The organism is Peribacillus sp. FSL R5-0717, assembly GCF_038002945.1.
Classification (GTDB): domain Bacteria; phylum Bacillota; class Bacilli; order Bacillales; family DSM-1321; genus Peribacillus; species Peribacillus frigoritolerans.
The window spans coordinates 1-24,744 of sequence record NZ_JBBOOF010000001.1; the positions used below are offsets into that span (position 1 = coordinate 1).

Sequence of the window (24,744 nt, forward strand, 5' to 3'; positions counted from 1 at the left end):
ATGATTTCCGATCTAAAGGAAAAAGAGTCCTATCATCAACAAGAAATCGAGCAGTTAAATCAAACAATCGCTCTTGTTTCAAAGCAAGAAAATAAATATAAAGCGGAGATTGAAAATTTAGAGACATCCATGATCGAACTTTCCGAAAAGGAAAATCATCATTTACACGTTATCGACAACTTTAAACATGACATTGAAAATTATACGCAAACAATCGACCACCTGTCCGAACAGGAAAGTCAATATAAATTGAACATTGAGAATTTGGAACAGATGATTACCGATATAAAGGATAAAGAGAACTACCATCAACAAGAAATCGAGCAGTTAAATCAAACGATTGCTCTTGTTTCGGAGCAAGAAAATAAATATAAAGTGGAGATTGAACGTTTAGAAAAAGCCATGATCGAACTTTCCGAAAAAGAAGAAAAGCAGACACAAGTTATCGACAACCTTAAACATGAAATAGAAAATTATTCCCAAATGATCGACCAACTATCGGAACAGGAAAGTCAATATAAGGTGGATATTGCGAATTTAGAACAGATGATTATAGATTTAAAGGAAAAAGAGAACTATCATCAACAAGAAATCGAGCAGTTAAATCAAACGATTAGCGTTGTATCCCAACAAGAAAATAAATATAAAGAGGAGATTGAAAGATTAGAAAAAGCCATGATTGAACTTTCCGAAAAGGAAAATCATCATATACAAGTTATCGAAAACTTTAAACATGAAATTAAAAATTATACTCAAACGATCGACCGCCTATCCGAACAGGAAAATAAATATAAAGCCGAGATTGATAACCTAGGGCAAATGATTATTGATTTTAAGGAAAATGAAGATAACCATCAACAAGAAATCGAACAGTTAAATCAATCGATTGCTCTTGTTTCGGAGCAAGAAAATAAGTATAAAGCGGAAATTGATAACCTGGAGCAAATGCTTATTAATTTTAAGAAAAATGAAGATAACCATCAACAAGAAATCGAGCAGTTAAATCAAACGATTGCTCTTGTTTCGGAGCAAGAAAATAAATATAAAGCCGAGATTGATAATTTAGAACAGACGATTATCAATTTAAAGGAAAATGAAAATCAACATCAACTAGAAATCGATGAGTTAAATCAATCGATTGCTCTTGTTTCGGAGCAAGAAAATAAATATAAAGCCGAGATTGATAATTTAGAACAGACGATTATCAATCTAAAGGAAAATGAAAATCATCGTCAACAGGAAATCGATCAGTTAAATCAAACGATCGCTTTTGTTTCGGAGCAAGAAAATAAATATAAAGCCGAAATTGAAAACCTAGAGCAAATGATAATAAATTTTAAGGAAAATGAAAATCAACATCAACATGAAATCGATCATTTGAATCAAACGATTGCTCTTGTTTCAGAGCAGGAAATTAAATATAAAACGGAGATTGATAATTTAGAAAAGACGATTATCAATTTAAAGGAAAATGAAAGCCAACTTCAACAGGAAATTAAGAACTTAACCGGTTCCATAATAGATTTAAAAGATAAAGAAATTAATTATTTACAAAAAATAGAAACTATAAACAAAACGGTAAATGATCAAAAAGCAAAAGAAATACATGATAAAGATGAACGAACAAAATATATTAAACAACGAGAAAAAAATCATTTGCAAGCAACAGGAAAAATGGAAAGACCTTTTAATAATAATGGAATACAACAGCAAGTTGGAAATACTCGTGTTAATATGGGAAATTTCAATTCGCCTAATAACAAAGAAGTAATTAATCAACCAAGTGCGTTTCGATTCTCGAATGAAACAAACCAACAAAAAAATACAACCCAAAATTTTAATATGCAAACATCAAATTGTCAAATATCCTCTCCCCTAAATAAACCGAGTTACACGGAAATTGATCGAACTCAACAAAATTATAATTCCGGGATTATGTCATCCTATCAAAAAAAGGATTACCAAGAAACTAAATTTAACAAAACTAATACAGATTCATTTTCATTAGATATGTTTTATAAAAATCATCCTTTATATAATTTACATTCCGGATCGCAAAAAACAGCGATAGATCCTTTTAAGAATTTTAGGAGGCATTAATAATAACCATTATTTTGAGTATAGGTACCCTCACTTTAACTCATTGAACTACAAACAGAAACTTAAATACCACTTTCAACCGAAGATCAAGGATTGTGATAATCCCCCCTATCAATATCACAGTCCTTGAACTTTTCTTACTAATGAAGAATCCCACAAAAGGAGAGATAAATGAAGTGAAAAATCATCCTTTAATTTCAATAATTTTTCCCGCCAAAAATGAAGGGGAAAATGTGAAAAACACTCTCGATTCATTATTTTCAGTTAATACAGATTATTCCTTTGAAGTGATTATTATAAACGATGGATCATCAGATGATTGCTGTGATTTTCTTACTACCTATAATCACGCAAACCAGGTTAAGCTTTTTGAAACAGATGGCATTGGAGCTGCCAGCGCACGAAATTTAGGAGCAGCAAAAGCTTCTGGAGAATTCCTGATTTTTTGCGACGCCCATTTACAGTTTGAAGATTTATGGATCGATCATATTGTAGAACCCCTGCTTACAGGAAAATCTGATGCAGTAACCCCAGCAATCGCTTCGTTTGGCAATTCCGATTTCATTGGTTATGGTCAGACTTTAAAGTCAAACCTCAGAATTAAATGGAACGCTAAACAAAATGGCCTCTTTGAAACTGCCGTATTACCCGGAGGATGTTTTATTATCTCAAAAAAAGTGTTTGAAGATGTCGGCGGATTTGAAACGGGATTTAAAACTTGGGGACATGAAGATGTTGAGCTTTCTATTAAGCTATGGCTGTTTGGGTTTCGCTGCCACGCCCTGCCTAATGTTAAAATAATCCACTTGTTCAGAAAAGCTCACCCGTATGAAGTTAGCTATGATGAAGTTTATTATAATTTATTAAGGATGGCCTACTCTCATTTTAATACTCACCGCATCCAGAAGTGCAAAAAACTCATGATACATGTAAAAGCAAACCCGATTGAATCCCAAGTGCTCCTTGATGGAGTTAAAAAGCAGCGACGGGCTTACTTTCAAAAACGAAAATATGATGATGATTGGTACTTTGCCAAATTCAAAATAGATTTCTAGATTTTACAGATCCACCCTTTCGAGTCATGTCGTTTTATTTATTCCTTTATAAATTAACAAAATGATGAAAGGTGAGAATGTAAATGAAAGAGCTTTTTACTAATATATAAGAAAAACAGGTGGGAAATTCTAAGTCTGTATCTGGTACGGGTTCATCACATGCTCAAACCAAAACACTCATTCAGGAATTACCAAGCATAATAAAATAACTTCAGATAAAAAAATGATAGATGCACCATGTGGTGATTTTAATTGGATGAAGGAAATATCCAAAAATACAGAATTATATATTGGGATTGATATCCTGGATGAGATAATTAAAAGAAATAAAAAAAAATATCGATTAAACAATGTACAGTTTTTTCATATGGACATTACAAAAGATTGTCTACTACAATCTCGACTCTAAAAAATCACTAGCTTTATGGGATTAGGATATCATCATTTTTTTAAAAAAATATATATCTACTTCCACTTGCGCATGATATTATCCCCTTAGTTAGACTGTGTAAAAGTCCATGAAATAACATGGATGTTAAACTACTACTTGGATAGATCTTATTATGCCTAAAAAAGGGGATACATATCAAACTTATTCAAAGAAGATGATTTCTGTATTCTACAGGTCATCTTCTTTAAATTCTATTGGTATCTAAACTCGTTATAATACGTCTAACCATTCTCCTCAATAATCATCTTGGTAATTTCCTTTTAAATACATCTTTATACGTAATACCCTTTGTACTTACAGATTTGAAAAAGAAGTTTTTGGATAAGGTTTTTATTTCCTTATCAGTAAAGTGCTTTTTGGAGAGCGGATTTTTTAAAGTGTCTTCTACTCTACAGTTTATTTACTGGTTGACCTTATAATACTAACGCACCCGATAGTTGAATTAGTAATAAGTAATTATAATAATTTGAATTTTCAACCTCCTTAAATAGTATTTCTAAAATTTTTATATAAATAATTATCTTAATTAAGAAGCAAAATCAATAAAGAGTCCCACAAAACCAATTCAACAATTGCTTTATGATGTTGGATAAATAGATTTTTTCGCCCAAAACTTCGATAGACTTCATAGGGAGGAATATAGTGTTACTATATGCGGTGCGTTTTTTCGTGAACAAACAGGGAGTATCCATTATAATAGGAAGCCCCAGCTAATCCCCAAACGGTAAACCTGTACCTCGTTTACATTTACTATAATGATGCCTTCGTATGAAGAAAATAGTTCTGTATTGAACTTATTTGTATTCCCTCCGCTTCCGCTGTAAGGCGGAACGATTAAGACATGCTGAGCGTCCGGAATAAGAGTTCGAAATACTTCTACGTCGATCACTCTTTCTGTTACACTTGCGTTGCCCGTAGTGTTAGGATTTAAGTCTCTTACTATTACGCTTTCGGTGTCTGTAGCTGGGAAAGTTCTATCAACCGGGCCAGTAGTATAAGTAGTTGTTGCAGTCTAAATCACCTTTGATCTATTTTGGTTACTATTATTCTATGACGGAGATTAATAAACGTTTGAGACGTACAAAATTGGTAGTTTGCGGAAATAAAAAAAAAGTTTATTTTAGATTTTTCTTCGACATCGTTCCCGGTGGATTTGTTCTTAGACGGTGTTGTTATTGATTAACGAATTTCTTTAGTGCAGCATTAAATGCTTTTTTTATTTAACAGTATAGACTATTTTACACGTATCTTGGTATACCCTTCAATTACACTCTTAGCGTGGAAGAAAACTTACATAATAACGTAGTAAATCAGCATTTGGTTGTCGACACCTTACCGGGAGCTGAGATACAGACCCTACTGAAATTCAGTAGAGTTCTTTTAATTTGGTTATTAACCAAATATACGTTTCCAGAATCCATCCTTTTTTTCTTTTTGTGCTTTCTCCAAAATTTCATACATTTTTTGTTGAGTATCGAGCATTGTATCTAATTTCCCTTTCAAAACTTCATTTCCTCTTGCAGAACCTTATTAGTATTTAGTACCTTCTATACTATCTCAACCACGTAATTAACTTGCCTCTAAAAATTGTTTTTTCTTTATGTCGTGTAATATAGATTTCAAATCTTCCATTAGACCATCCTGTTCTTTAATGGTTTTTCTTATTAATTGAATCGTTAACAGCAAGTTCATCTATTCAGGTATATATACGCAATAGCGTTGAATCCTTTCTGAATTGGTACCCTTTTTATTCTAAAACCTGAGGATACTTTCGTATTGTTGATTCAGCGATATCTAACTGTTTAGCAAAATCAAAAGTTTTTAATTGTTTATAATCTTCTAATATCTAATACTTTTGTATCGTCCACGTATCATCACCTCTATAATGTATTAATCACCCTATAGGCAATATCCTTCAAAAAATGCTTTACTTTTACTCAATCCAATACATTTTAGCAAGGGTATCTAGTGTCATTTCGAATGTGTAAATTTTGAAAAAAGAACTATGGAACTTGTGTAAAGCCATTGGACCCCCTAATCCTCCTTCGGGATTTTTGGAATAGCTTCAACAAAAAAAGCGCCCCTTGGGAGAGGGCGCTTCTCCTATAATAAGATAATGCTCAAACAAATAAATTGTGAGGGCACACGTATTAAAATTTAATCACTTTATTTAACGGCTCAAAAAGATTTTTTAAAATATCCGGTAAAAAAAATTTATAATTAGTTAATATTAGCCGTTTCATTTAAAGCAAGTGTTACATATCTTATCTGAGAAAATGTAATGAGAAATGGTAATAGTACCGACATGATGACTACACCTGTCGGACCTTTTAGACTAGCATAGTCTTAGGGAGCTTGTTTTCAAGAGAAGAAGTAAATCATGCAGCTCTAGGTCACTGACAATTAACTAAATTTAAGTTAAGGATGATATTTAATGATTCCGAAAGTTTCAATAATTATCCCATTTTATAATTGTTCTTATGTTAATCAGGCTATTCAAAGTTGTTTGAATCAAACCTACAAAAATATAGAGATTATCGTTGTAGATGATGGTTCTACGCTCTTCACTGAAAAACTTGATCCCTTCCGCAAGAAAATTAAATATATACGAAAAGAGAACGGAGGTACCGCTACAGCATTAAATCTTGGTATCCGTACAGCTACTGGGGAATATTTTGCATGGTTAAGTTCGGATGATTGTTTTTTGTCTGAAAAAATAGCTAAACAAATGAAATTCATGCTAAACCATAAAGCTGATGTAAGTTTTACAAATTACGATTACATTGATAAAGACAACAATATTTCATTACCATTTGTCGGAAAAAGATTTTCAAATGTAAAAGAAATATATCAAGATTTTTTCGATGTCAATCCTGTCAATGGATGTACTGTGATTATGAAGAAGAAAATATTTGATCATATTGGATACTTTAACCCTGATTTACTTTATACACATGATTATGATATGTGGTTCCGTTTATTACTGAATGGATATAAAATGCATTACTTGGATGAATCATTAACGAGATTTAGGTCACATGAAGAGTCGGGTACAAAAAAGTTTCAGCCACAAATTAAGAAGGAAATAACTGCCGTTAAAAGCTACCATCATCCACGGTTGAGGGAGTACATTAAACATTTAAACTAAGGTTTTCACCGATTTGCTTTAGAGCGAAATAATCCTTCACATCATTCCTAATAACTATAGGACAAAACACATTTACTGAGAATCCCCTAATCAGTTTCTTTAATAAAAAATTCACCTGTACAAAGATATCTTGGAGATACGCAGGTTCAAATCTTCAACTAATCTACTAGTATGAATTTACAAGAAATATAAGTAAGAAGGTGAGATATTTGGAAAAATACTATATAATCGGCGCTCAACAAAAGAATCAAATTTTTAAAGATTGGGAAATGTACCAAAAAGGACTAATTATCAAAGTTTCTCCAGAAAACAAATCAGCTGTTAAGTGCGTAGAATATACTTCTCCTCCAGAAGTTTGTCCCAAAGAAAACCCTTCTATTTCGTTTACCGCTGGAACAATGTGCGACAATCATTTATATGTAGGTACACAAACAGAAGTATTAATATATTCACTCCCTCAATTTCAAATCGTTAATTCACTTTCTATTCCTTCCTTTAACGATATTCATCATGTTCGGCCAAGTGCAGAGGGGAATTTATTGATAGCTAATACCGGTTTAGACATGGTAATTGAGTTATCTCTTAAAGGGCAGGTTGTAAAAGAATGGAATGTCCTTGGAGATAATCCTTGGACAAAATTTTCCCGTACAACAGATTACCGAAAAGTACCGACAACAAAACCTCACCAATCACACCCAAACTTTGTATTTAAAATTGGGAGGGATATTTGGGCTACCCGTTGTCTACAAAAAGATGCAGTTTGTTTGACTAAAGCAAATAAAACAATAAATATTGGTCGTCAACTTATTCACGACGGAGTTGTTTTTGGCAACTCGATTTATTTTACACAAGTTGATGGACATGTGGTAGTTGTTGATATTCGTAATCTTCAAGTGAAAAATCGATATAACTTAAACCTTATGACCTCTCCAAAAATCCCTTTAGGTTGGTGCCGAGGGATAAAAATTATAAATCAGGATCGAGTAATTGTCGGATTTACAAGAATACGACCTATAAAAAAGGTAGGAGTTGACGGAACAATATCATGGGAGGGACAATATGGTATTTTACCGACAAGAATTGCCTGCTATGATCTGAATAAAGGCAAACTACTGTGGGAGCAACAGGTTGAAGAGCATGACATGAATGCAATTTATTCAATTCATAGTGAAAATGAAGGTGGCCTGTAAACATCAAGAAATTTATACATCTGATTTATAATAACAAGGTAGAATTTCTCATGAAAAATAATGAAAGAGGTGTCTAGAGATAAATATCTTAATTGCTTCTTACTATCCACTTCCAGCTCTTGGCGGAATTTGGAGTTTTGTTTCACAATTAAAGGAGCGTCTTGAACGTTTAGGGCATAACGTTGACATCCTTAGCCATAATTTTGATTCTACCAAATACCGAATTATTGGCCGAAAACCGGAGCTTTCCCTTTCACAAATAACTCCTTATATTGATCCAAAACTAAAGAGAATACTTCCCCAGCATTCTAATCAATGGATAGACAAAACGGAGGAATACCGTTACTCGCTAGAATTGTCAGCTTTATATTACGGACTTAACCAATATGATATCATTCATGCACAAGATGTAATTGCTGCGGATGCACTAAGAAGGGTAAAACCGAAACATATTCCTTTAGTCACTAGTGCCCATGGCTATTTGTCAGGAGGTATTTTCTATCATCTTAAAACACTGCATCGCAATAAAACGGATGAACAAATTAAACAAATGTTTGAATATCAATACCACAATGCATTAGAGTATGAAGGTTATCATGCTAGTGACTACATTCATGCACCATCTAAATGGTCTTATAGCAAGATTGTTAACGAATTTTCAGTTATGCCAAAAAAACTGTTTACCTATTCGGACGGAATGGACATTGAAGGATTTTTAAGCCGTTCTAAAGGAGTATCACCCATTTCACGACCGAAGGATAAAAAGATCATTCTTTTTACGGGCCGCCTTGTGTTTTTGAAAGGAATTCAATATCTCATTTCAGCGCTCGCAAAGTTAAAGCTTGATAGAAGAGATTGGGAGTGCTGGATTTTAGGGGAGGGGGAAATGCAACTTGAACTCCAAGGAAAGTGTAAAAGATTAGGTCTTACAAATGAAGTCAAGTTTTTAGGAGTTACAAACAATGTCCCCCATTTCCTTAAACAAGCAGATATTTTTGTGCTACCTGGATTGCAAGATACACAACCGCACTCTCTAATGGAAGCTCAATTGATCGGTCTTCCTGCTATCGTAAGCGATGCAGCTGCACTTCCTGAAATGGTTTCAAATGGACAAAATGGATTAGTTTTTCCTGTAGGAAATAGTCAACAACTTTATTTAAAATTAAAATACCTCTTGGAAAATGACTTAATTAGAGAGCAGTTTTCCCATCATGCCAAGGTATGGGCGCATAAACGCTGGTCAATGGATAAAATGATCAACAACACTCTAAATTTTTATCATAAAGCCATTAGAAACAATAAAAACTCATAAACCGACGATTATAGTAGATTGGCAAAAAAATGTACGGTAATGCAAGATTCATACGTTCAAAAGGCCGCGAATTGGCGGCCTTGTTATGGCGAATAACGCACCCGTTGCCTTCTATGCAGAACAAAAACAGTGTTTCGCCACAGTGAATGAAAAAGTTAGGAAGTGTCCATACTGTCCATACTGATATGTAATTTTTTTCATTTCTTACTCGTTGAGTTGTCTAAATCCAATTATTTGGTCTTCTAATGTATCTCATTGCACCAGTGGTAAATATTTCTCCTCAAGTTCCATACAACGCTGTTAATCGTTAGATTGTACCCTTTCATTGATGAAATAATTTCTGATCCCCCCACGAAATGCTTCTTCATATTCTACTTCCATACCTTCCTTAACTTGTAAATAAGAGCTTCCAATATTATTTAATTCCCCTTCTTTTCAAACGTATAACCTTACTCTTTTTTTTGACTTTTTGTTGAAATAACTTCCATAAATATAGAAAGCGAAATCTCTCGATTTCTCATGTTTTCTTAAAGTTTCATAGTCAGCTGATTTAAGGGGTTATCAAACAGATCGATTATACTAGAGGATAAAAATGGATTTTTAAAGAAAAAGACTCATAACTTACTAGCCAATTCCATACAAAAATTTGGTAATAAGAGAAATTATGATCGTATATCTAATGGAGGACAATCCTCCCATGTCTCACAGAGACTTCGCTCTTAAATCCCTTCGTCCAACCTTTCTATGAGGTGGATGTCAGTCACGCTGCCCGAGAGGGTCTCCATGCCCGATGTTTAGTTGCTTTACTGACTGATCCGTGCTTTAAATGTCCAAATACCATTGATACCATACTATTCAATCCGATCTCACAAGAATTAAGCGACTGCTTCTACTACCTGGTGTCCTGCCATATGAGGAATGTCCTTCAACATTTTATCTTCCCGAAATTCAAATATTGTTTTGCAGAGGGCAAATAAAACCCTAATTAGTTTGTTACATAAGCGATCAAGGACTGCATCTTTTCCAAAGGGTTATCAGGCCGTTGCATATAATACAAATGAAGTGCTTTAAAAGCTGTATTCTTCGCAACAAGTATCATACACACCTTAAAGAATAGAGCACGCAATTTCTTTCTGTCTAGCTTCGTAATCCTCATTTGTACCTTGTGTTTACCGGATGTAATTTCTTTTAGATTTAGAGTTTAATGATTTGCCGAGGATGGGAGTACTCATTTAAACCTCCGACTTCCGCAAAGAAGCCTGCGACAGTATCTCTTCCTATTCCCTTAATGTCCATCATTGGTTGAACGCCAGGTATTTGGTAAATTAACACATCTATATTTGGGCATCCAATTCTTCGGATTTCATACTGAATTAATTCATATCTATCAATTAATGTTTTTAATTTTAATTCAGTCATATTCGACCCTGAGCGAATGCCAATAGATGTACTAGCTGCTTTTTTAATGCTTGAATTTTACAAAGCCCTACCTGCGTAAAACAGCCTTTCTTAAGTGGCTTAATAGCTCTTGTTCTGAGAGTTCTACAAGTTCATATGGCAACGCATTTAGCTTTAGAAAGTTGCAAATCTGCCTTTCCATCCCATTTCTTGAACACGTTTTACTTGCGAAATCCAGTCCAGAAAATGCCGAAATCCTTCTTTCGATTTTCGAAGAATCAGGGTGAGCCAAACTCTAATCATCTAAAGTCTTGAGCTCTGGCTACATGTTTGAATTTTGAAAATATCGACACCAATTATAAGTGTTTAAGAAGTAATTTGAGCGATTTACTTAAATTGGTTATAATTCATGATAGGCCTTCTAGTTTCGAAATTTTGTCCCATAAGCTAGCCAGCTCCAGGACACTTTTATCATACCTAGGTCTCTTTTATGCTCAAATCTCATTTTCACTCATTACATGAATACTGCTCCTATAGTTGAAGAAGGGGTACACTTTTAAATTAATTTTTTTAAAAAAAGTGTAATTATCATACATTCAAATCCTTGATTTCATTAACTTTTCAAGATTTTTCTCTTCATACTACAAAAAGAGAAATATTGTACATTCAAATCGTGGGTTTGAAAGAATTTAGAAGTCGGATTTTGAATAAAAAGAAAGGTCGATGAAACTGACGCAACCAAAAGATGTGCAGCCGCCGATTCCGTTATCAACAGAAGTTAGAATATATGAAATGGGGCTGAGCGTGAATATATCTGTTTGTTGAAGGTTCATAGACCGACTTACGTGTCGGGGACCTACTCAATCTCCCCCCCAAGCAAATCCTGGACCTTAAAGGCAAACAATACAAGATTCTCCGGGTCAAGAAAGGCAAAACAAAATCCGAAAGGTTCGTGTCCCTTGGACATTTCCCTAATTACCTCATACTTCTTCCTTATCGTTACTGCCTCCATTCCTCCTTTTACATATTTAAGAGGTTTTTTAGCATTTTGTTCCCCGCTTCTAAACGTCTGATTTTTTCTTCAGGATCCTCCAGAGCTGCTCTTGGTCTGCCCTTACCAAGACTCTTTCACTTTCCCTTGTTTCTCTTCCAAACCCTGTATGCCTTCAGCTTCGAGGTACTTAACCCAGCGGTGGACTTGTTTTTATCACCGACCGATTGATAACTCATATCTCCTTTAAGGTATAAATCAACGGTCTGCTTTATGAATCTTTAACAAACGTTCTCTTAATATTACCCATAGAAAAATCCCTTCCATATATAATCTTTTACTCATAAAATCCCACAAAAATCTTTTTTCACAAGTTTATTTTTCGTTTATTTACTTTTTCTTCATGCCCCTAATAAGTACTTCTGCCACCTCAGGGCGAGTAAATTCCGGTGGTGGTGTAAGACCATCATGAAGCATTTCCCTGACTTTCGTTCCACTTAAAATGAACCTATCGTCAGCAGAATGAGGGCATGTCTTCAATGAAGCCATATTCATACACTTTTTACAGTAAAAGCTATGTTCAAAAAACAATGGTTTAATACCTATTTTCATAGGGTCGAACTGGCTAAAAATTTCTTGTGCATCGTACGTTCCATAATAATTTCCTACCCCAGCATGATCACGGCCGACAATAAAGTGTGTGCAACCATAATTCTTTCGAACAAGCGCATGAAAGACCGCTTCCCTAGGACCGGCATAACGCATAGCGGCTGTGTAAATTGCAAGACGGACCCGGTCCAATGGATAGTAATATTTTAATAAAATTTGATAGCTTTCCATCCGGACATCAGCTGGTATATCATCCTTTTTCGTTTCACCCACAAGAGGATTCAACAAAAGCCCATCAACCGTTTCTAATGCTGTTTTTTGCAAGTATTCATGGGCTCGGTGCACTGGATTTCTAGTTTGAAATCCGACCACAGTATTCCAACCTAAGTCGGTGAACATTTTTCTAGTTTCGTTTGGACTCAAATAAAATTCTTCAAATGGTTTATGTGAAGGCCTATTTACTAGAAAAATAGGTCCAGCAATATATATGTCCCCTTGCTCAAATAGCTTTTTGACCCCAGGGTGGTTAGAGTCTATTGTTTTATAAACGAGTCTAGCTTCTTCCTGTTTATCGTATTCAAACATTTCTTCTACCTGAATGACCCCGGACAGTTCTCCCTCAACACTATATAGAGCCACTTCATCCCCCACATTTATACTCTTCGCTTCTGCCTTTATAACAGGAAGAGTAACCGGAAGTGTCCATGGTAATCCGTTTGCCAGATGCATATATTTTAAGACGCTCTGGTAATCTTTTTCCCCCATAAATCCAATAAGCGGACTAAACCCACCATTTGAAATCATTTCCATATCTGAAATAATCCATTTTGAGATAGTAAGGGGCGAAAGGGATTTGCATTTTTCCAAATATTCTTTACGAGCAATTCCTGTTAATTCACGATTAATCAGCTTTCCGCCATGTGGTTCAATGATGTTTTTTTGAACATCCATAAATAACACCTCTATCATTTGTACGTTCCATTGTGACTTTTTGAGACCTAAATATTGACATCCCTTAAATGCCCATTATCTTTTAAGAAGTTTATGATCTGCTGCACACATTCTTCAATAGAATATTGACTGGTTTCAATAATGATTTCAGGGTTTACCGGTTCTTCATAAGGGGCTGAAATCCCTGTGAATTGAGTGATTTCCCCTATTCTAGCTTTCTTATATAACCCTTTGGAATCTCGTTTCTCACAGGCTTCTAAAGGACATTTGACATATATCTCAAGAAATTCACCCTGTTGTACCTTTTTTCTGACATCTTCTCGGTCACTAATATAAGGCGAAATAAACGTGGCTAATACCACAATCCCGCTATCGACAAAAATTTTGGCAACTTCCCCTATTCGGCGTATATTTTCCTTTCTATCTTCAGAACTAAAACCAAGGTCTTCATTTAATCCATTCCGTAAATTATCTCCATCTAAAATATATGTCGAGATCCCCTTCTCATGAAGTCTTACTTCGACCATATTCGCTATGGTTGACTTCCCTGAACCTGATAAACCTGTAAACCAAAGAATCAAGCTTTTATGTCCATGTAAAGCTTGCCTAAGTTCTTTTGTAATGGAAAATGAATGATGATGGATATTCTCATCTTGACCCATATAATCTCCCCTTTATTTTTTAGTTATGGAACAGAATTTTTGTTATTCCGAATGGCATAGACTATAGAAACTGTCCAACCAATTAATATGAGCATATAAATAACGGGAGACCAATGATCATGAAACGTCCAAGTGTTAATCAACGTTCGTGCATTGGTCAAAATAATAAATCCCCCTACAAGTACTCCCAATAAGTAAGATGGCAATTTTGTAACGATCCAGGCAGCGATTGGTGCTGCAATAATTCCCCCTGCCATAAGTGCAATTACCCAAAACCAGTTCACTTCCTGCCAGCCTAATGCAATAAGAAACCCCATCGTTGCAGAAACAGCAATAGCAAACTCACTCGTATCGACCGTACCAACTACTTTTCTAGCAGGAACACCTTTTTGGGATAAAAGGACTGGAGTTGTAATCGGGCCCCACCCTCCCCCACCGGTTGCATCTGCAAATCCAGCTATTAACCCCAAAACGATTGATTTTTTTCTTGATATATTAATTGATTTTCTTTCACTTCTTGTTTTAGACATAATTAAAAAACGAAAAAGTACATATACGCCAAGAATTAACAAAAAGATCGAAATATAAGGTCTTACTACATTTCCTGGTAAATTACTCAAAAAACACGCTCCCGCAAATGCCCCAATTGAACCAGGAATGATTAATTTTAAAAGCGCTTGACGATCAACGTTCCCGAATTTAATATGGGATATACCAGAAGCAGCAGTAGTCACTACCTCGGACAAATGTACGGATGCAGAAGCCACTGCAGGGGCAATTCCAAATGTCAACAACAGAGATGTTGAAGTAACCCCATATGCCATACCTAAGGATCCATCAATTAACTGAGCCAAAAAACCGATAAACGCGAATATGATGAGCTTTCTCATGTTCCCCTCCTACAAAACGGTTCCTTTTTTGTTTTAATTAATTACGTAATTCTAATATCATAAATCCTTTACACATTGCTAACGGATGCTCGTCTTTTATTTGATTTAAGTAATACCTAACAAAAAATATTGCTTATTCTAGACTTAAAAGTCATGTTCGAAAAAAGGAAACAACCACATATTGATAAGATAGGAGATTAATCTCTATAAGATATGCAAAAACTCCCTTACTTGCTATAGACGAATAAGTCAAAAAAATCACTTTACCGCTTCCCTTAGACAGGGTATGTTTAACCTCAGCATAAACAAGACTTAATGTCCTAACCTGAAAGTAATATGAAATAATAAAATTTCTTCTATTTAAAATAGGAAAAGCCCTTGTTAAAACACAAGGACTTTGGACTTTAGCGAAACAAGGCTAGTTGCATATTTTGTCTGAATAATTATTTTTTTCTAAGTTGTTTTAACATTAATTGTTTCATTTTAGCTCGGTGTCGATTAACAACGATAAAAGTTTCTTTTTTGATATTAACTGCATGCTTGTTCGAGCCCATTTGTGGATGAACCCTATAAAGTAATAAAGGTTGAGACAAAAACTGTATGTCAAATTTTTGTACGATCCTTAACCATAAATCATAATCGTGAGTATATTGGAGTGTTTCATCAAACACTCCAATTAGATCAAATATCTTCCTATTAATCATTACGGTGCAGCCATTAATAATATTTCCCCTGCTCATTGTTTTTATTAATTCAAATTTATTAGGCAGATGTATACCCAAGCTAGGAGTGATAATTTCCCCATTTTCATTTATACAATAATAAGAAGTATAACTAAATAAAGCTCGATTTTTATTCATAAAGTCTAATTGGACTTCTGTTTTCTCAGGGTAAAAGATGTCATCTGAACTAAGCCAGCAAAAATAGTCACCAGTCGCATTCTTGATGCCCATATTTAAGGCACTTGCTGTTCCACCGTTTCCCTTGTCAATGTATATAATTTTATCTAGATACGGTGTGATTTTTTCCGAATATTTTGTAGAGCCGTCATTCACAACGATAATTTCAATATTTTTATATGTTTGATTCATCAAACTTTCCAATGCTTCATCAATGTAGGGACAATTATAAAACGGAACAACAATAGATACTTTTGACATATGTGAACCGCCTTCCTAATAAACAGCTTTATATTTTCTATACACATACATACTCATTGTGTATATATTGTGACTTAATTTATTTTCATTCTTATGTTTATTTCAATCTTATTAAGATATGAAATATTCCCTTCAAATGACATTAACCAAAATTCAAAATGCAAGAATAACCTGAATAACTCCTTCATCGAATCATATATATAATTCATATGTTTAAATTTCTTTAAAAAGGATGAATCAAATAAACCTTGTTGCCTTAATATTGATTCAACCTTATCCCATAGTCCTGATGCTTCATTTTGTATGAGGAGGAGGAAGAATGAATATACTGTTTGTTTTTTACGTTCCAAGCGGCGGGGTAGAAACCTTAAATCGACAACGATTTGCCGCTCTTAAAAAATTTAATATTAATTCTCATTTTCTTTATTATGAAAACAGAAGAAAACTTTTAAATGACCACAGTGCCCCAACATTTATAACGAACAATGATGCTGAAATCAAAAAAATATTAGAAGATGGAAAATATAGCGCTGTCGTTGTCGTTTCAGATTTCCAAGCTTTAGCAAGATTTAGAAACTTGGGTTATATCGGAAAGATGATAATCGAAATTCAAGGATACGGTCCCAAACATGTAGCAAGAGCGGCGCTTACAAATGCCATACCACAGGTCAATGCCTATGCGGATGGATTCCTTAATCCAAAAACTCCACACATCATGCAATTATTAGATGAACTTTACCCTTCATTTCCTAAATTCAGTTTCAATAATTGTTTTGATACAAGTCAGTTCTCACATAGACCATTACCATTAGATGGGGTTAGAAAAATTGCATGGATCGGCAGAATTGAAGATAACAAAAATTGGAGGGAATTTCTTCAGATAGGGTATCGACTAATTCACAAGCATAATTCAAATATACAGTTACTTATGTTTGAAGATCCCACTTTAAGTGACCCTAAAGAAAGAATGAAATTTAAAAGTTTAATTACACAATTAAATTTGAGCAAATATCTTACTGTACACACAAATGTTCCGAATTCCCAAATGGCCGATTATTTCTCCCTAATCGGCGATTCAGGAGGCTTTTTATGCTCTACTTCAAAAGTGGAAGGAGCCCCATACGCACTGCTTGAAGCGATGAGTTGTAGATGCCCTGTGCTGACGACGGATTCCGATGGGGTAAGGAGCTCTATCATTCATAATCGAACGGGAAAGTTCTACACTTTAGGAAATATTGATAATGCAGTCGGAGAGGCAAAAGAATTAATGAATAACAAGGTAATAAGGGAAAGCATCCGTTCAAATGCCCTTGAGCACGTCAAAACCCATTTTAGTCCTGATTTGTATGCTCAAAATTTCATCAATATGCTGGTCTCTCTCGGGATAAACTATAAAGCATAAAAGAACAAGCCGGAATAGAAATTATTTCGGCTTAAAAAAATCTTTAAAATGTTTATCTAGACAATAGCTTTAATCACCATTCAAGAAAATCAAAATGAACATATGATGATTAAGCATTAATGATAGCTCAGCCCGTCTTATTAGCTTTCAAAGTGATGCATGAACACCTTGATTTTGGTTCACTCAGTATTACTCTTATAGTTAAAATTCTTATTTACTGAACAGGTTTATACTTGGTGATCATATTTGAGAACCATACAGCTTTTCTTAACACAATTAATCTCGATAAGTACCATATCATACAAAAAGCTACTTTAGAATCGAATCAAGTCAAGAAGAAAATCCTTAAACTAGATTTATCCTCTAGAAAGCCACATGGATATCTTTTTTGCCTCTAAAAGCTTATTTTCTTGTGTGTAATCAGGTTCTTTTCTGAATACGAAATCTCTATACCTATAAACATCTCCTTCTGTATCTTGATATACTTTTTCAAATAATCCTATTTTAAAAAAACCATTTATTATATGTTGTGCATTTAAGAGTCCATAAAAGTATTAATGGAAAATATTTGTGATAAAGGGGAATATAAGATGGTGATGCTATCAATTTATCTATTGCCTGTTTATCTATGTTAGACATAGTTTAACACTTCAAAACTTTTTAGGAAATATTCATTTCCCCCTCTTTATTTCTATATAATATCTTAAGAAAGATCCTTTTATCATTATAGATTTTTCATATTTTTTGTAAGAAGTGGTCGATAATAGCTCTCAATAATAACTATATCTTCTTGCATTTCCGATTGGAATTTATTGTTCCCGATACTTCATGCTGTCTGAATTTCGTTAAGGCTTCATCTAAATAATATATCTTACAGCCGTTTACTAATAACCTAAGCCACATTTCATAATCATGTGTATAGCGATGATAAGGATTAAAGTAACCAACTTTCTCAAAAACTGCTTTCTTTATAATAACAGTACAACCATTTATTGCATTATAAAGTAAAAAGATTGATACACTTCATTTATTTCTGAAAAGCGAAAATACAATTGGTCTTCGTTATCAATGCAATCGTAATTTGTAAAAATTGCTTCTGCTTGATGGCTAATCATAAAAGATACTTGTTTAGAAATTTTTTCAGGGAGAAAATAATCATCCGAGCTTAACCAAGAGATATATTCTCCCGTAGCTGCCTGTATCCCATGATTCAATGCTGTAGCTGTTCCTCCGTTATCTTTTTTATGTAACGGATTTTTTCCATGAACGGCTGGATTTTTTCTGTGAAAATTGTCGAACCGTCATCTACAACTATGACCTCTTAAAGGTTTGGTTAAGCGCACTTTGAATGGCTTGATCTATATAGGAACAATTATAAAATGGAATAATGATTGATACTTTCGGCTCCTTTGCCTACCCTTCTTAAAAACTTTTTACATAAAGTATTTTTCCAACGCCTTCATTTCATTTTCAGCACTTTTACTTTAAACCGCGCTGAAAAGCAAGGATGTCCATCAAAGATGATTCAATTGGGATACTTGGCTTCCACCCTAAATTCACTAGCTTAATAGGATCGATTGCCATTTTATTTTCGATAAGATCATTTCTTTGTGAATTCACCTTTATTTCATCTGCTGTTACCGACCTATAGCCTTCGATGATTTCCCCTAAAGAACGATTATAACCTGAAGCAACATCATACGTTTCCCCAGACTGCCCCCTCCTCAAAAGAAGGTCATATGCTCTCACTGCATCCCTTACATCCAGAAAATCACGTTGGACATTTGGATTATCGACCTCAAGCACCTTTTGCTTTCCTTCGTTTTCCATATCTGCGATTTTTTGTGCAAAAATGGAACAAACTCCTTTGGATAATCCAGGTCCGATTAGATTGGATGGTTTTGCAATGATGATGTCCATGTTATATAAAACAACCCATGATTGTGCGATAAGTACTTGAAGTGTTTTACTTAAACTATAAGGGTGGGGAATTGAGGAGACGGAACTAGGATCAATTTGAAGAGCTGAACCAACTATCACTACTTTACAGGTTGGACTTTCTTTACGAATCGCATCGATTAAGTAGGCAGTCGACATGGTATTTGCCTCCAGAGTTGAAACGGGTTCCGACCATGACTCCCCAACATGGTTTTGTCCAGCTAAATGAAGAAGGTACTGAGGTTTTGTCTTTTTAATAAGGTTGTATACATCGTTACAATTTGTCAGATCGCAACACTCTGCATGTATCTTTCCTTCGAAAATATTCTTTTTTCTTGAAACCGCCGTTATATCAAATCCTGATTTTAAGAAGTGTGCGCATGCATGCCGACCTGTAAATCCACTAGCCCCTGTGATTATTAATTTTCCTTGTTTATTCATTAATTTCTCATCCAATCACTATTGATATTAACACTCGTTTTTAATAAACTCATGGTTTTGGAGACTTTTTTATTTAACATCCCAAATATTCGGTATAAGCTTGGAATATTCTCTACCCATTTTGTTCCTAGGGACACCAGTTCATTAAATTGCCCTCAACCCATATAAATTCCTTTTCTCCTCATAAATCATATTTTCACATTTTCAATGTCTTCCAATATTTAGCCATATTTATTTATCCTTGGTTCATAACAAATACAGTCTCTATATTACAATATGCATTCCCCTCCCCTGCTGCTATAGGCTACTCTCTCCTTCCAATAACAATAGGGCATTTATATTATTGCTATGATTTTTTAATGATTAAATATCATTTTCCAACGTATCGCTTTGAGTAACAGGGTGTTTAACCATTCAGTAAAAATTTAAACTACACGGTAAATGAATATGTTCCCCATATCGATTTGCGGATTATGAATACAATAGTAACAGGATACTTTCTGTTGCCTTCCGGAAAAAACTCACAATAAAAAAGGTAAAACGTTAAAATTCATTAATATAACATCAACTTTCCTACTATTCATGAATATTCCCGAATTGACAATAGTTAATAAAATAACGAAAATATTCCTTACTACCTCTGGTATAAATTTATCATCTTTAACATTAGCTATAAGAACGGGTAAGTACTGAGAAATGCTTTTTATTAATTGGATTTCATTTTCCGTATTACAGAGATGGGAAGGCGAAGCCACAATATTTATTTCATTTATATGTTGGAGCACGTAACGAGGCGTTGATAAATTTTATACCTAGTGGGAGAGAAAAAAATGGTGAATGGATGTAATCATCATCCAAATGGATTTTGTTCAGAAGGTGAAGGGACTAATATAATAGCCCATGGGGCGGCTTTACATACCGAAGGAAGTAGTACAATTGCAGTGGAAACGCTTGGAACGACAACTTATGCAGCGTACGCAGAAGGTTCTACTACGGTGGGCAAAGGGTGTGGATTCCCACGCGGAAAGGATCAAACTCACGTACTTTAAACCTACACACCCATTCAGAGGGAAATCAAACGACTGCCTCTGGTATTGAATCCCCTGTAGAGGGTGAAAACACAATCACTAGTAGTGGGCTTAGCTCTCATGCGAAGGGACAAGTTACGAGGGCGCAAGGGAATCTTCGTATGCCTAAACGCCTCTAACGGAAATGGCCTCACACGGTGAAGGAGTAAACTCGGTTTCTTCTCCCACACAGAAGGACAATCGATTATGCTATCCTTTGGGAATGCATTCATGGCATAGGACAATTCGGTGCACAAACGAGCTGCCGTTTTCTTGGTACCTGGCAAATGGCATTAATGCCTCAACGCGAAACCGACAAAACCTAGGGTAGTATTAATCCCTAATTGGGATGCTAACCTCGAATACCAACTTGCAGTAGCAAACCTGAATGGGTAGCGAAAGGACTTTTAGGGAAACTGTTATTTAGAGATGATGATAGTTGCAAAGTTAATCGCTACTGTGTGCCAAATGGTAAAGAGTATCATGTGCTTGATCGTACCGGTACAAATCAAGTACTGATATTGTTTAATTCTGTCCCAATAATTTATTCCAATCATTTTGAGGGCCATAAGAAGTTAGCAGAATTGAGAGAACAAGGCTACCTTACTAAAGAAGAATTTCAAATTAAAAACATAGGCTAAAACTAATGAGAAGCTTGGTTCTATTTTTAGATAGCTAATTAGAACCATTGAAACATTGAACCCTTTCCTTTTCGTAAGCATCTCTCTTTATCCATTTTTTATAGAATACTAGGTAACTGCCTTAAACCCTTATTATTAGCTAACATACAATACTAAAAACATATAAAAGGGGTATGATGTATGAAGGCTATTGTGACTGGAGGGGCAGGATTTATTGGTTCCCATCTCGTTGAAGAACTTATCTCCAATGGTGCAAAGGTACATGTATTAGATAGCATGGTATCTGGACAAAGAGACTATGTACATCCACATGCATTCATCCATACTGAAGATATATGCAGTACGGAAGCTAAAAAAATTATTGTAAGAGAAAAGCCAGATGTTGTATTCCATTTGGCCGCTCAGGCTGATGTGGGAAGATCAATTCATGACCCCCAATATGATGCTAATGTAAATATTAATGGAACGGTAAATATCCTAGAGGCGTGTCATGAAGCTTCTGTAAGAAAGGTGATTTTTTCTTCTACCTCCGGGGTTTATGGTAATTTACAGAAAGCCTTTATTTCTGAAGAAGACCTGACATGCCCTATTTCTTATTACGGCTTATCAAAATTAACAGCGGAATCATATATCCGTTTATTCCATCAGCTATATGGACTTCCATATACGATTCTCCGCTATGGCAACGTTTATGGACCAAGACAAACGGCAAAAGGAGAAGGCGGTGTGGTCGCTGTCTTTTTAGATAGGATTAAAAAAGGAATGCCTCTAAGTATTCATGGCGATGGTGAACAAACTCGCGATTTTATTTATGTGAAAGATATTGTTAATGCGAATATAGCTGCGGTGAATCAAGGACATCAAGAAACCATTCAAGTTAGTACTGCACAGAAAACATCAGTAAATCACTTATTAAAAATGCTTACACAAATTCACGGCTCCAAAGTGAATACTGTCCATACATCCGGAAGAACAGGAGATATCAAACACAGCTGTCTTGATAACAAGAAAGCACGACAAATACTGAAATGGCATCCAAAGATTGATATTTTTCACGGGTTATCAGAAACCTATTCTCTTCATTTAATCAATAGTTCCATAAAGGATTAATTCTTGGATAGAGGCTCACTCTTGAAGCCTCTATTTTGTTAATTTCACCCAGTCCAAGAAAGTTACTGTTACATTAGTTTCTTTTGATTATGTCGTAAAACATTTATCGGACTCAGTAAAATTATTCAATCGAGTAGAATGGCCATCCTGACATGAATAATCAGGAACGTTATTTAACTTCTGTTTTCCACTGATTTATTGGTCACAGATAGTTTTGGCTTTTTATGTAATACATTATGGATTAGCATAAAGGTATAGGGGGGATTATGCCTGTTAGCCCCTTATAAACCGTACCCACTTCCATTTACTTTATCCTTAATGATACTTTTATTTATGTCCATTTTCGTATTGATTTCTACCGTATCACTTTATACTATTCTACATTTAATATCGTAAAAGGAGTGAAGGTGAATGGATGTAGGATTTTATTCCACTATCCTAGTTTAGATGGGGAAAGAGAAAACCTACTAACTTCTATAACAAACATTTTTGTACGCTGTGACTAATTTAAAGAATGTTTGGCCTTTTGATAGATTTCCAGACACATTTAACATATAAAGAGCTTAAATAATGAAAATAATCATTATTGGAAAACTATATTGAGTGGTGTCCACATTAATGTTTAGTCTTACAATTAATCCTAAATGGGTTTAATGTTATTTTCATTGATCATAAGCTAGACATTGACAAAATCGATATTTCCTTAGGTTTGTGGATCGTTCCAAAAACTGGACAAGTTAATCGTTTAAAGTCCTATAAATATCCCTTATTGTACTCCAATCTAATTGAGCTCTCCTTTTAATAATACTCATGATAAATACCGGAATAGATTTATTATTTCCTACCATTCCTTATATTTCTTGGAAACGATTTTTCTACTGTTTCATTTTCACTTACATCTTTCTTAAATTTCAAAAAAATAGAGTATTATTTATAGAAATTAAAGTAAACGAATTTTTTTAGGACTCTTCTAGTAGAATTAGAACTCAAATGATCGAATACTCTATAGTTAGGTAACCTCCACCATTATTTAATATCCAAATTATAAGCGATTTTCAGATAGTTCATAAGGACTTTGGGTGCCTAAAAAATCGGTCAATACAAAACTCATCGGAGGGGCAGTTCTACTTCCCCCTCTAATATTGGACTCTCCCTTCACATTTATTAAGAAATAGCCTGCATAGACAGATAGAATGGTAGGTTTGAACTAACTAATCCGAAGGGAAGATTCCTAGCGAAGAGTCTTTTTAGAATATTTGCAGAGCATTTGAATTTACTGCCTCATGAGAAACTAGTTTATGACACACTGTTGGGTTAGAGATTCAAAATGATGTAATTTATAATAAGCTATTTATATGACATTAGTGCTTCCCATTATTTAATCAATTGGTCTATTTTGAAGGTTGATTTCTCAACCACTCCCTTAATTCTACTAACATATTTTCGTAAGGTGGAACTTGGTATTTAAAATCGGATCTTCTATTCTTTATGGTTCGATCCAGAACTATATTTGAATCCGGAATGATTTCCACATCATTTTTTTCAAAGATTTCAGAAATCAATTTCAATAAGGCCGCCTTAGAAATCTTTTCATCTGCACCCAGATGATATAACCCAGTAATGTCTTTTTGGATCATCGTGTCCAGTGCCTTAGCCAGCTCGAGAGTCGTTACACCATTCCATAACACTTTTTCGTATCCTTTTATTTCTCCCTTTTGCTTCATGAACCAAAGAAATAAACCAATTCCATTTTCTTTTAGCTCCGGGCCTATTATGGAGGTCCGTATAGTCAAATGTTTTTCACTAATGATTTCTCCCAAATGTTTTGATTGGCCATAAATTGTGGAACTGTCGGGGATATCAGCCTCGGTATAATCACCTTTTGTACCTGAAAATACACAATCTGTACTGATATGAATCAATTTTCCATTATTGCGTTCGGCCAATTTAACAAGCTGATGGGGAAAAACACTATTAACCTGAAAAGCGAGTTTCGTATTATCACTAGCATGCTCATTTAAAATGCCGATACAATTTATCGTAATGTCAGGTTTAACTTTATCCATGATTTCCTCTAGACTCGTTAAATCGGTTACATCCAGATATAAACCCTTTTTATCATTCGGATCCCTTGACGTATAGGTCACCCGATACTTCGGGTCCTGTGTGAAATACTCCTTTATTACATGGCCAGCCATCCCTTGTCCACCAAGGACTAGTACCTTCAT

Annotated in this window: 17 protein-coding genes and 1 pseudogene; 8 read left to right on the forward strand and 10 right to left on the reverse strand. The window is 34.7% G+C overall.

Features of this window, described 5'->3' with window-relative positions:
• Positions 1-2,100 (forward strand): hypothetical protein (locus NYE65_RS00005; RefSeq protein ID WP_340859467.1); only part of this gene is annotated, 2,100 nt, incomplete at its 5' end.
• 143 nt (positions 2,101-2,243) lie between these two features.
• Positions 2,244-3,155, forward strand: coding sequence for a glycosyltransferase family 2 protein (locus NYE65_RS00010; RefSeq protein WP_340859468.1), 912 nt, complete (start codon positions 2,244-2,246; stop codon positions 3,153-3,155).
• 1,142 nt (positions 3,156-4,297) lie between these two features.
• On the opposite strand, the gene NYE65_RS00015 is transcribed toward NYE65_RS00010, so the two are convergent.
• The gene (locus NYE65_RS00015; RefSeq protein ID WP_340859469.1) at positions 4,298-4,495 is read right to left on the reverse strand and encodes a hypothetical protein; all 198 of its coding nucleotides are present in this window, start codon (positions 4,493-4,495) and stop codon (positions 4,298-4,300) included.
• Between the two features lie 1,545 nt (positions 4,496-6,040).
• Between NYE65_RS00015 and NYE65_RS00020 the strand changes: the two genes are divergently transcribed.
• From NYE65_RS00020 to NYE65_RS00030, 3 genes are all read left to right on the forward strand, one after another.
• On the forward strand, positions 6,041-6,754 hold the full coding sequence (locus tag NYE65_RS00020; protein ID WP_340859470.1) for a glycosyltransferase family 2 protein: 714 nt from the start codon (positions 6,041-6,043) through the stop codon (positions 6,752-6,754).
• Between the two features lie 209 nt (positions 6,755-6,963).
• Complete coding sequence (locus NYE65_RS00025) at positions 6,964-7,944, forward strand: hypothetical protein (protein ID WP_340859471.1); 981 nt, start codon at positions 6,964-6,966, stop codon at positions 7,942-7,944.
• Between the two features lie 127 nt (positions 7,945-8,071).
• The gene (locus NYE65_RS00030; protein ID WP_340862061.1) at positions 8,072-9,256 is read left to right on the forward strand and encodes a glycosyltransferase family 4 protein; all 1,185 of its coding nucleotides are present in this window, start codon (positions 8,072-8,074) and stop codon (positions 9,254-9,256) included.
• Positions 9,257-10,131: 875 nt separating this feature from the next.
• On the opposite strand, the pseudogene NYE65_RS27135 reads toward NYE65_RS00030, so the two are convergent.
• From NYE65_RS27135 to NYE65_RS00065, 6 genes and pseudogenes are all read right to left on the reverse strand, one after another.
• Positions 10,132-10,872: pseudogene (locus NYE65_RS27135) on the reverse strand (transposase); the annotation flags it as partial.
• 638 nt (positions 10,873-11,510) lie between these two features.
• The gene (locus NYE65_RS00045; protein ID WP_340859474.1) at positions 11,511-11,666 is read right to left on the reverse strand and encodes a hypothetical protein; all 156 of its coding nucleotides are present in this window, start codon (positions 11,664-11,666) and stop codon (positions 11,511-11,513) included.
• A 369-nt stretch (positions 11,667-12,035) separates the two neighbouring features.
• The gene (gene sat, locus NYE65_RS00050) at positions 12,036-13,205 is read right to left on the reverse strand and encodes a sulfate adenylyltransferase (RefSeq protein ID WP_340859475.1); all 1,170 of its coding nucleotides are present in this window, start codon (positions 13,203-13,205) and stop codon (positions 12,036-12,038) included.
• Positions 13,206-13,252: 47 nt separating this feature from the next.
• On the reverse strand, positions 13,253-13,867 hold the full coding sequence (gene cysC, locus NYE65_RS00055; RefSeq protein ID WP_340859476.1) for an adenylyl-sulfate kinase: 615 nt from the start codon (positions 13,865-13,867) through the stop codon (positions 13,253-13,255).
• A 23-nt stretch (positions 13,868-13,890) separates the two neighbouring features.
• The gene (locus tag NYE65_RS00060) at positions 13,891-14,757 is read right to left on the reverse strand and encodes a sulfite exporter TauE/SafE family protein (protein ID WP_340859477.1); all 867 of its coding nucleotides are present in this window, start codon (positions 14,755-14,757) and stop codon (positions 13,891-13,893) included.
• Between the two features lie 443 nt (positions 14,758-15,200).
• A complete protein-coding gene (locus tag NYE65_RS00065; RefSeq protein WP_340859478.1) occupies positions 15,201-15,917 on the reverse strand; it encodes a glycosyltransferase family 2 protein in 717 nt (238 codons plus the stop codon).
• A 319-nt stretch (positions 15,918-16,236) separates the two neighbouring features.
• Here NYE65_RS00065 and NYE65_RS00070 point away from each other — a divergent pair, with 319 nt between their 5' ends.
• On the forward strand, positions 16,237-17,319 hold the full coding sequence (locus tag NYE65_RS00070) for a glycosyltransferase family 4 protein (RefSeq protein ID WP_340859479.1): 1,083 nt from the start codon (positions 16,237-16,239) through the stop codon (positions 17,317-17,319).
• Between the two features lie 989 nt (positions 17,320-18,308).
• Here the strand turns inward: NYE65_RS00070 and NYE65_RS00075 are convergent.
• Positions 18,309-18,533 (reverse strand): glycosyltransferase, encoded by a 225-nt coding sequence (locus tag NYE65_RS00075; protein WP_340859480.1) that lies wholly within the window; start codon positions 18,531-18,533, stop codon positions 18,309-18,311.
• Between the two features lie 265 nt (positions 18,534-18,798).
• On the reverse strand, positions 18,799-19,698 hold the full coding sequence (locus NYE65_RS00080; protein WP_340859481.1) for an NAD-dependent epimerase/dehydratase family protein: 900 nt from the start codon (positions 19,696-19,698) through the stop codon (positions 18,799-18,801).
• Between the two features lie 830 nt (positions 19,699-20,528).
• Here NYE65_RS00080 and NYE65_RS00085 point away from each other — a divergent pair.
• On the forward strand, positions 20,529-20,747 hold the full coding sequence (locus NYE65_RS00085; RefSeq protein ID WP_340859482.1) for a hypothetical protein: 219 nt from the start codon (positions 20,529-20,531) through the stop codon (positions 20,745-20,747).
• Positions 20,748-21,586: 839 nt separating this feature from the next.
• A complete protein-coding gene (locus NYE65_RS00090) occupies positions 21,587-22,516 on the forward strand; it encodes an NAD-dependent epimerase/dehydratase family protein (RefSeq protein ID WP_340859483.1) in 930 nt (309 codons plus the stop codon).
• A 1,391-nt stretch (positions 22,517-23,907) separates the two neighbouring features.
• On the opposite strand, the gene NYE65_RS00095 is transcribed toward NYE65_RS00090, so the two are convergent.
• The gene (locus NYE65_RS00095) at positions 23,908-24,744 is read right to left on the reverse strand and encodes a dTDP-4-dehydrorhamnose reductase family protein (RefSeq protein ID WP_340859484.1); all 837 of its coding nucleotides are present in this window, start codon (positions 24,742-24,744) and stop codon (positions 23,908-23,910) included.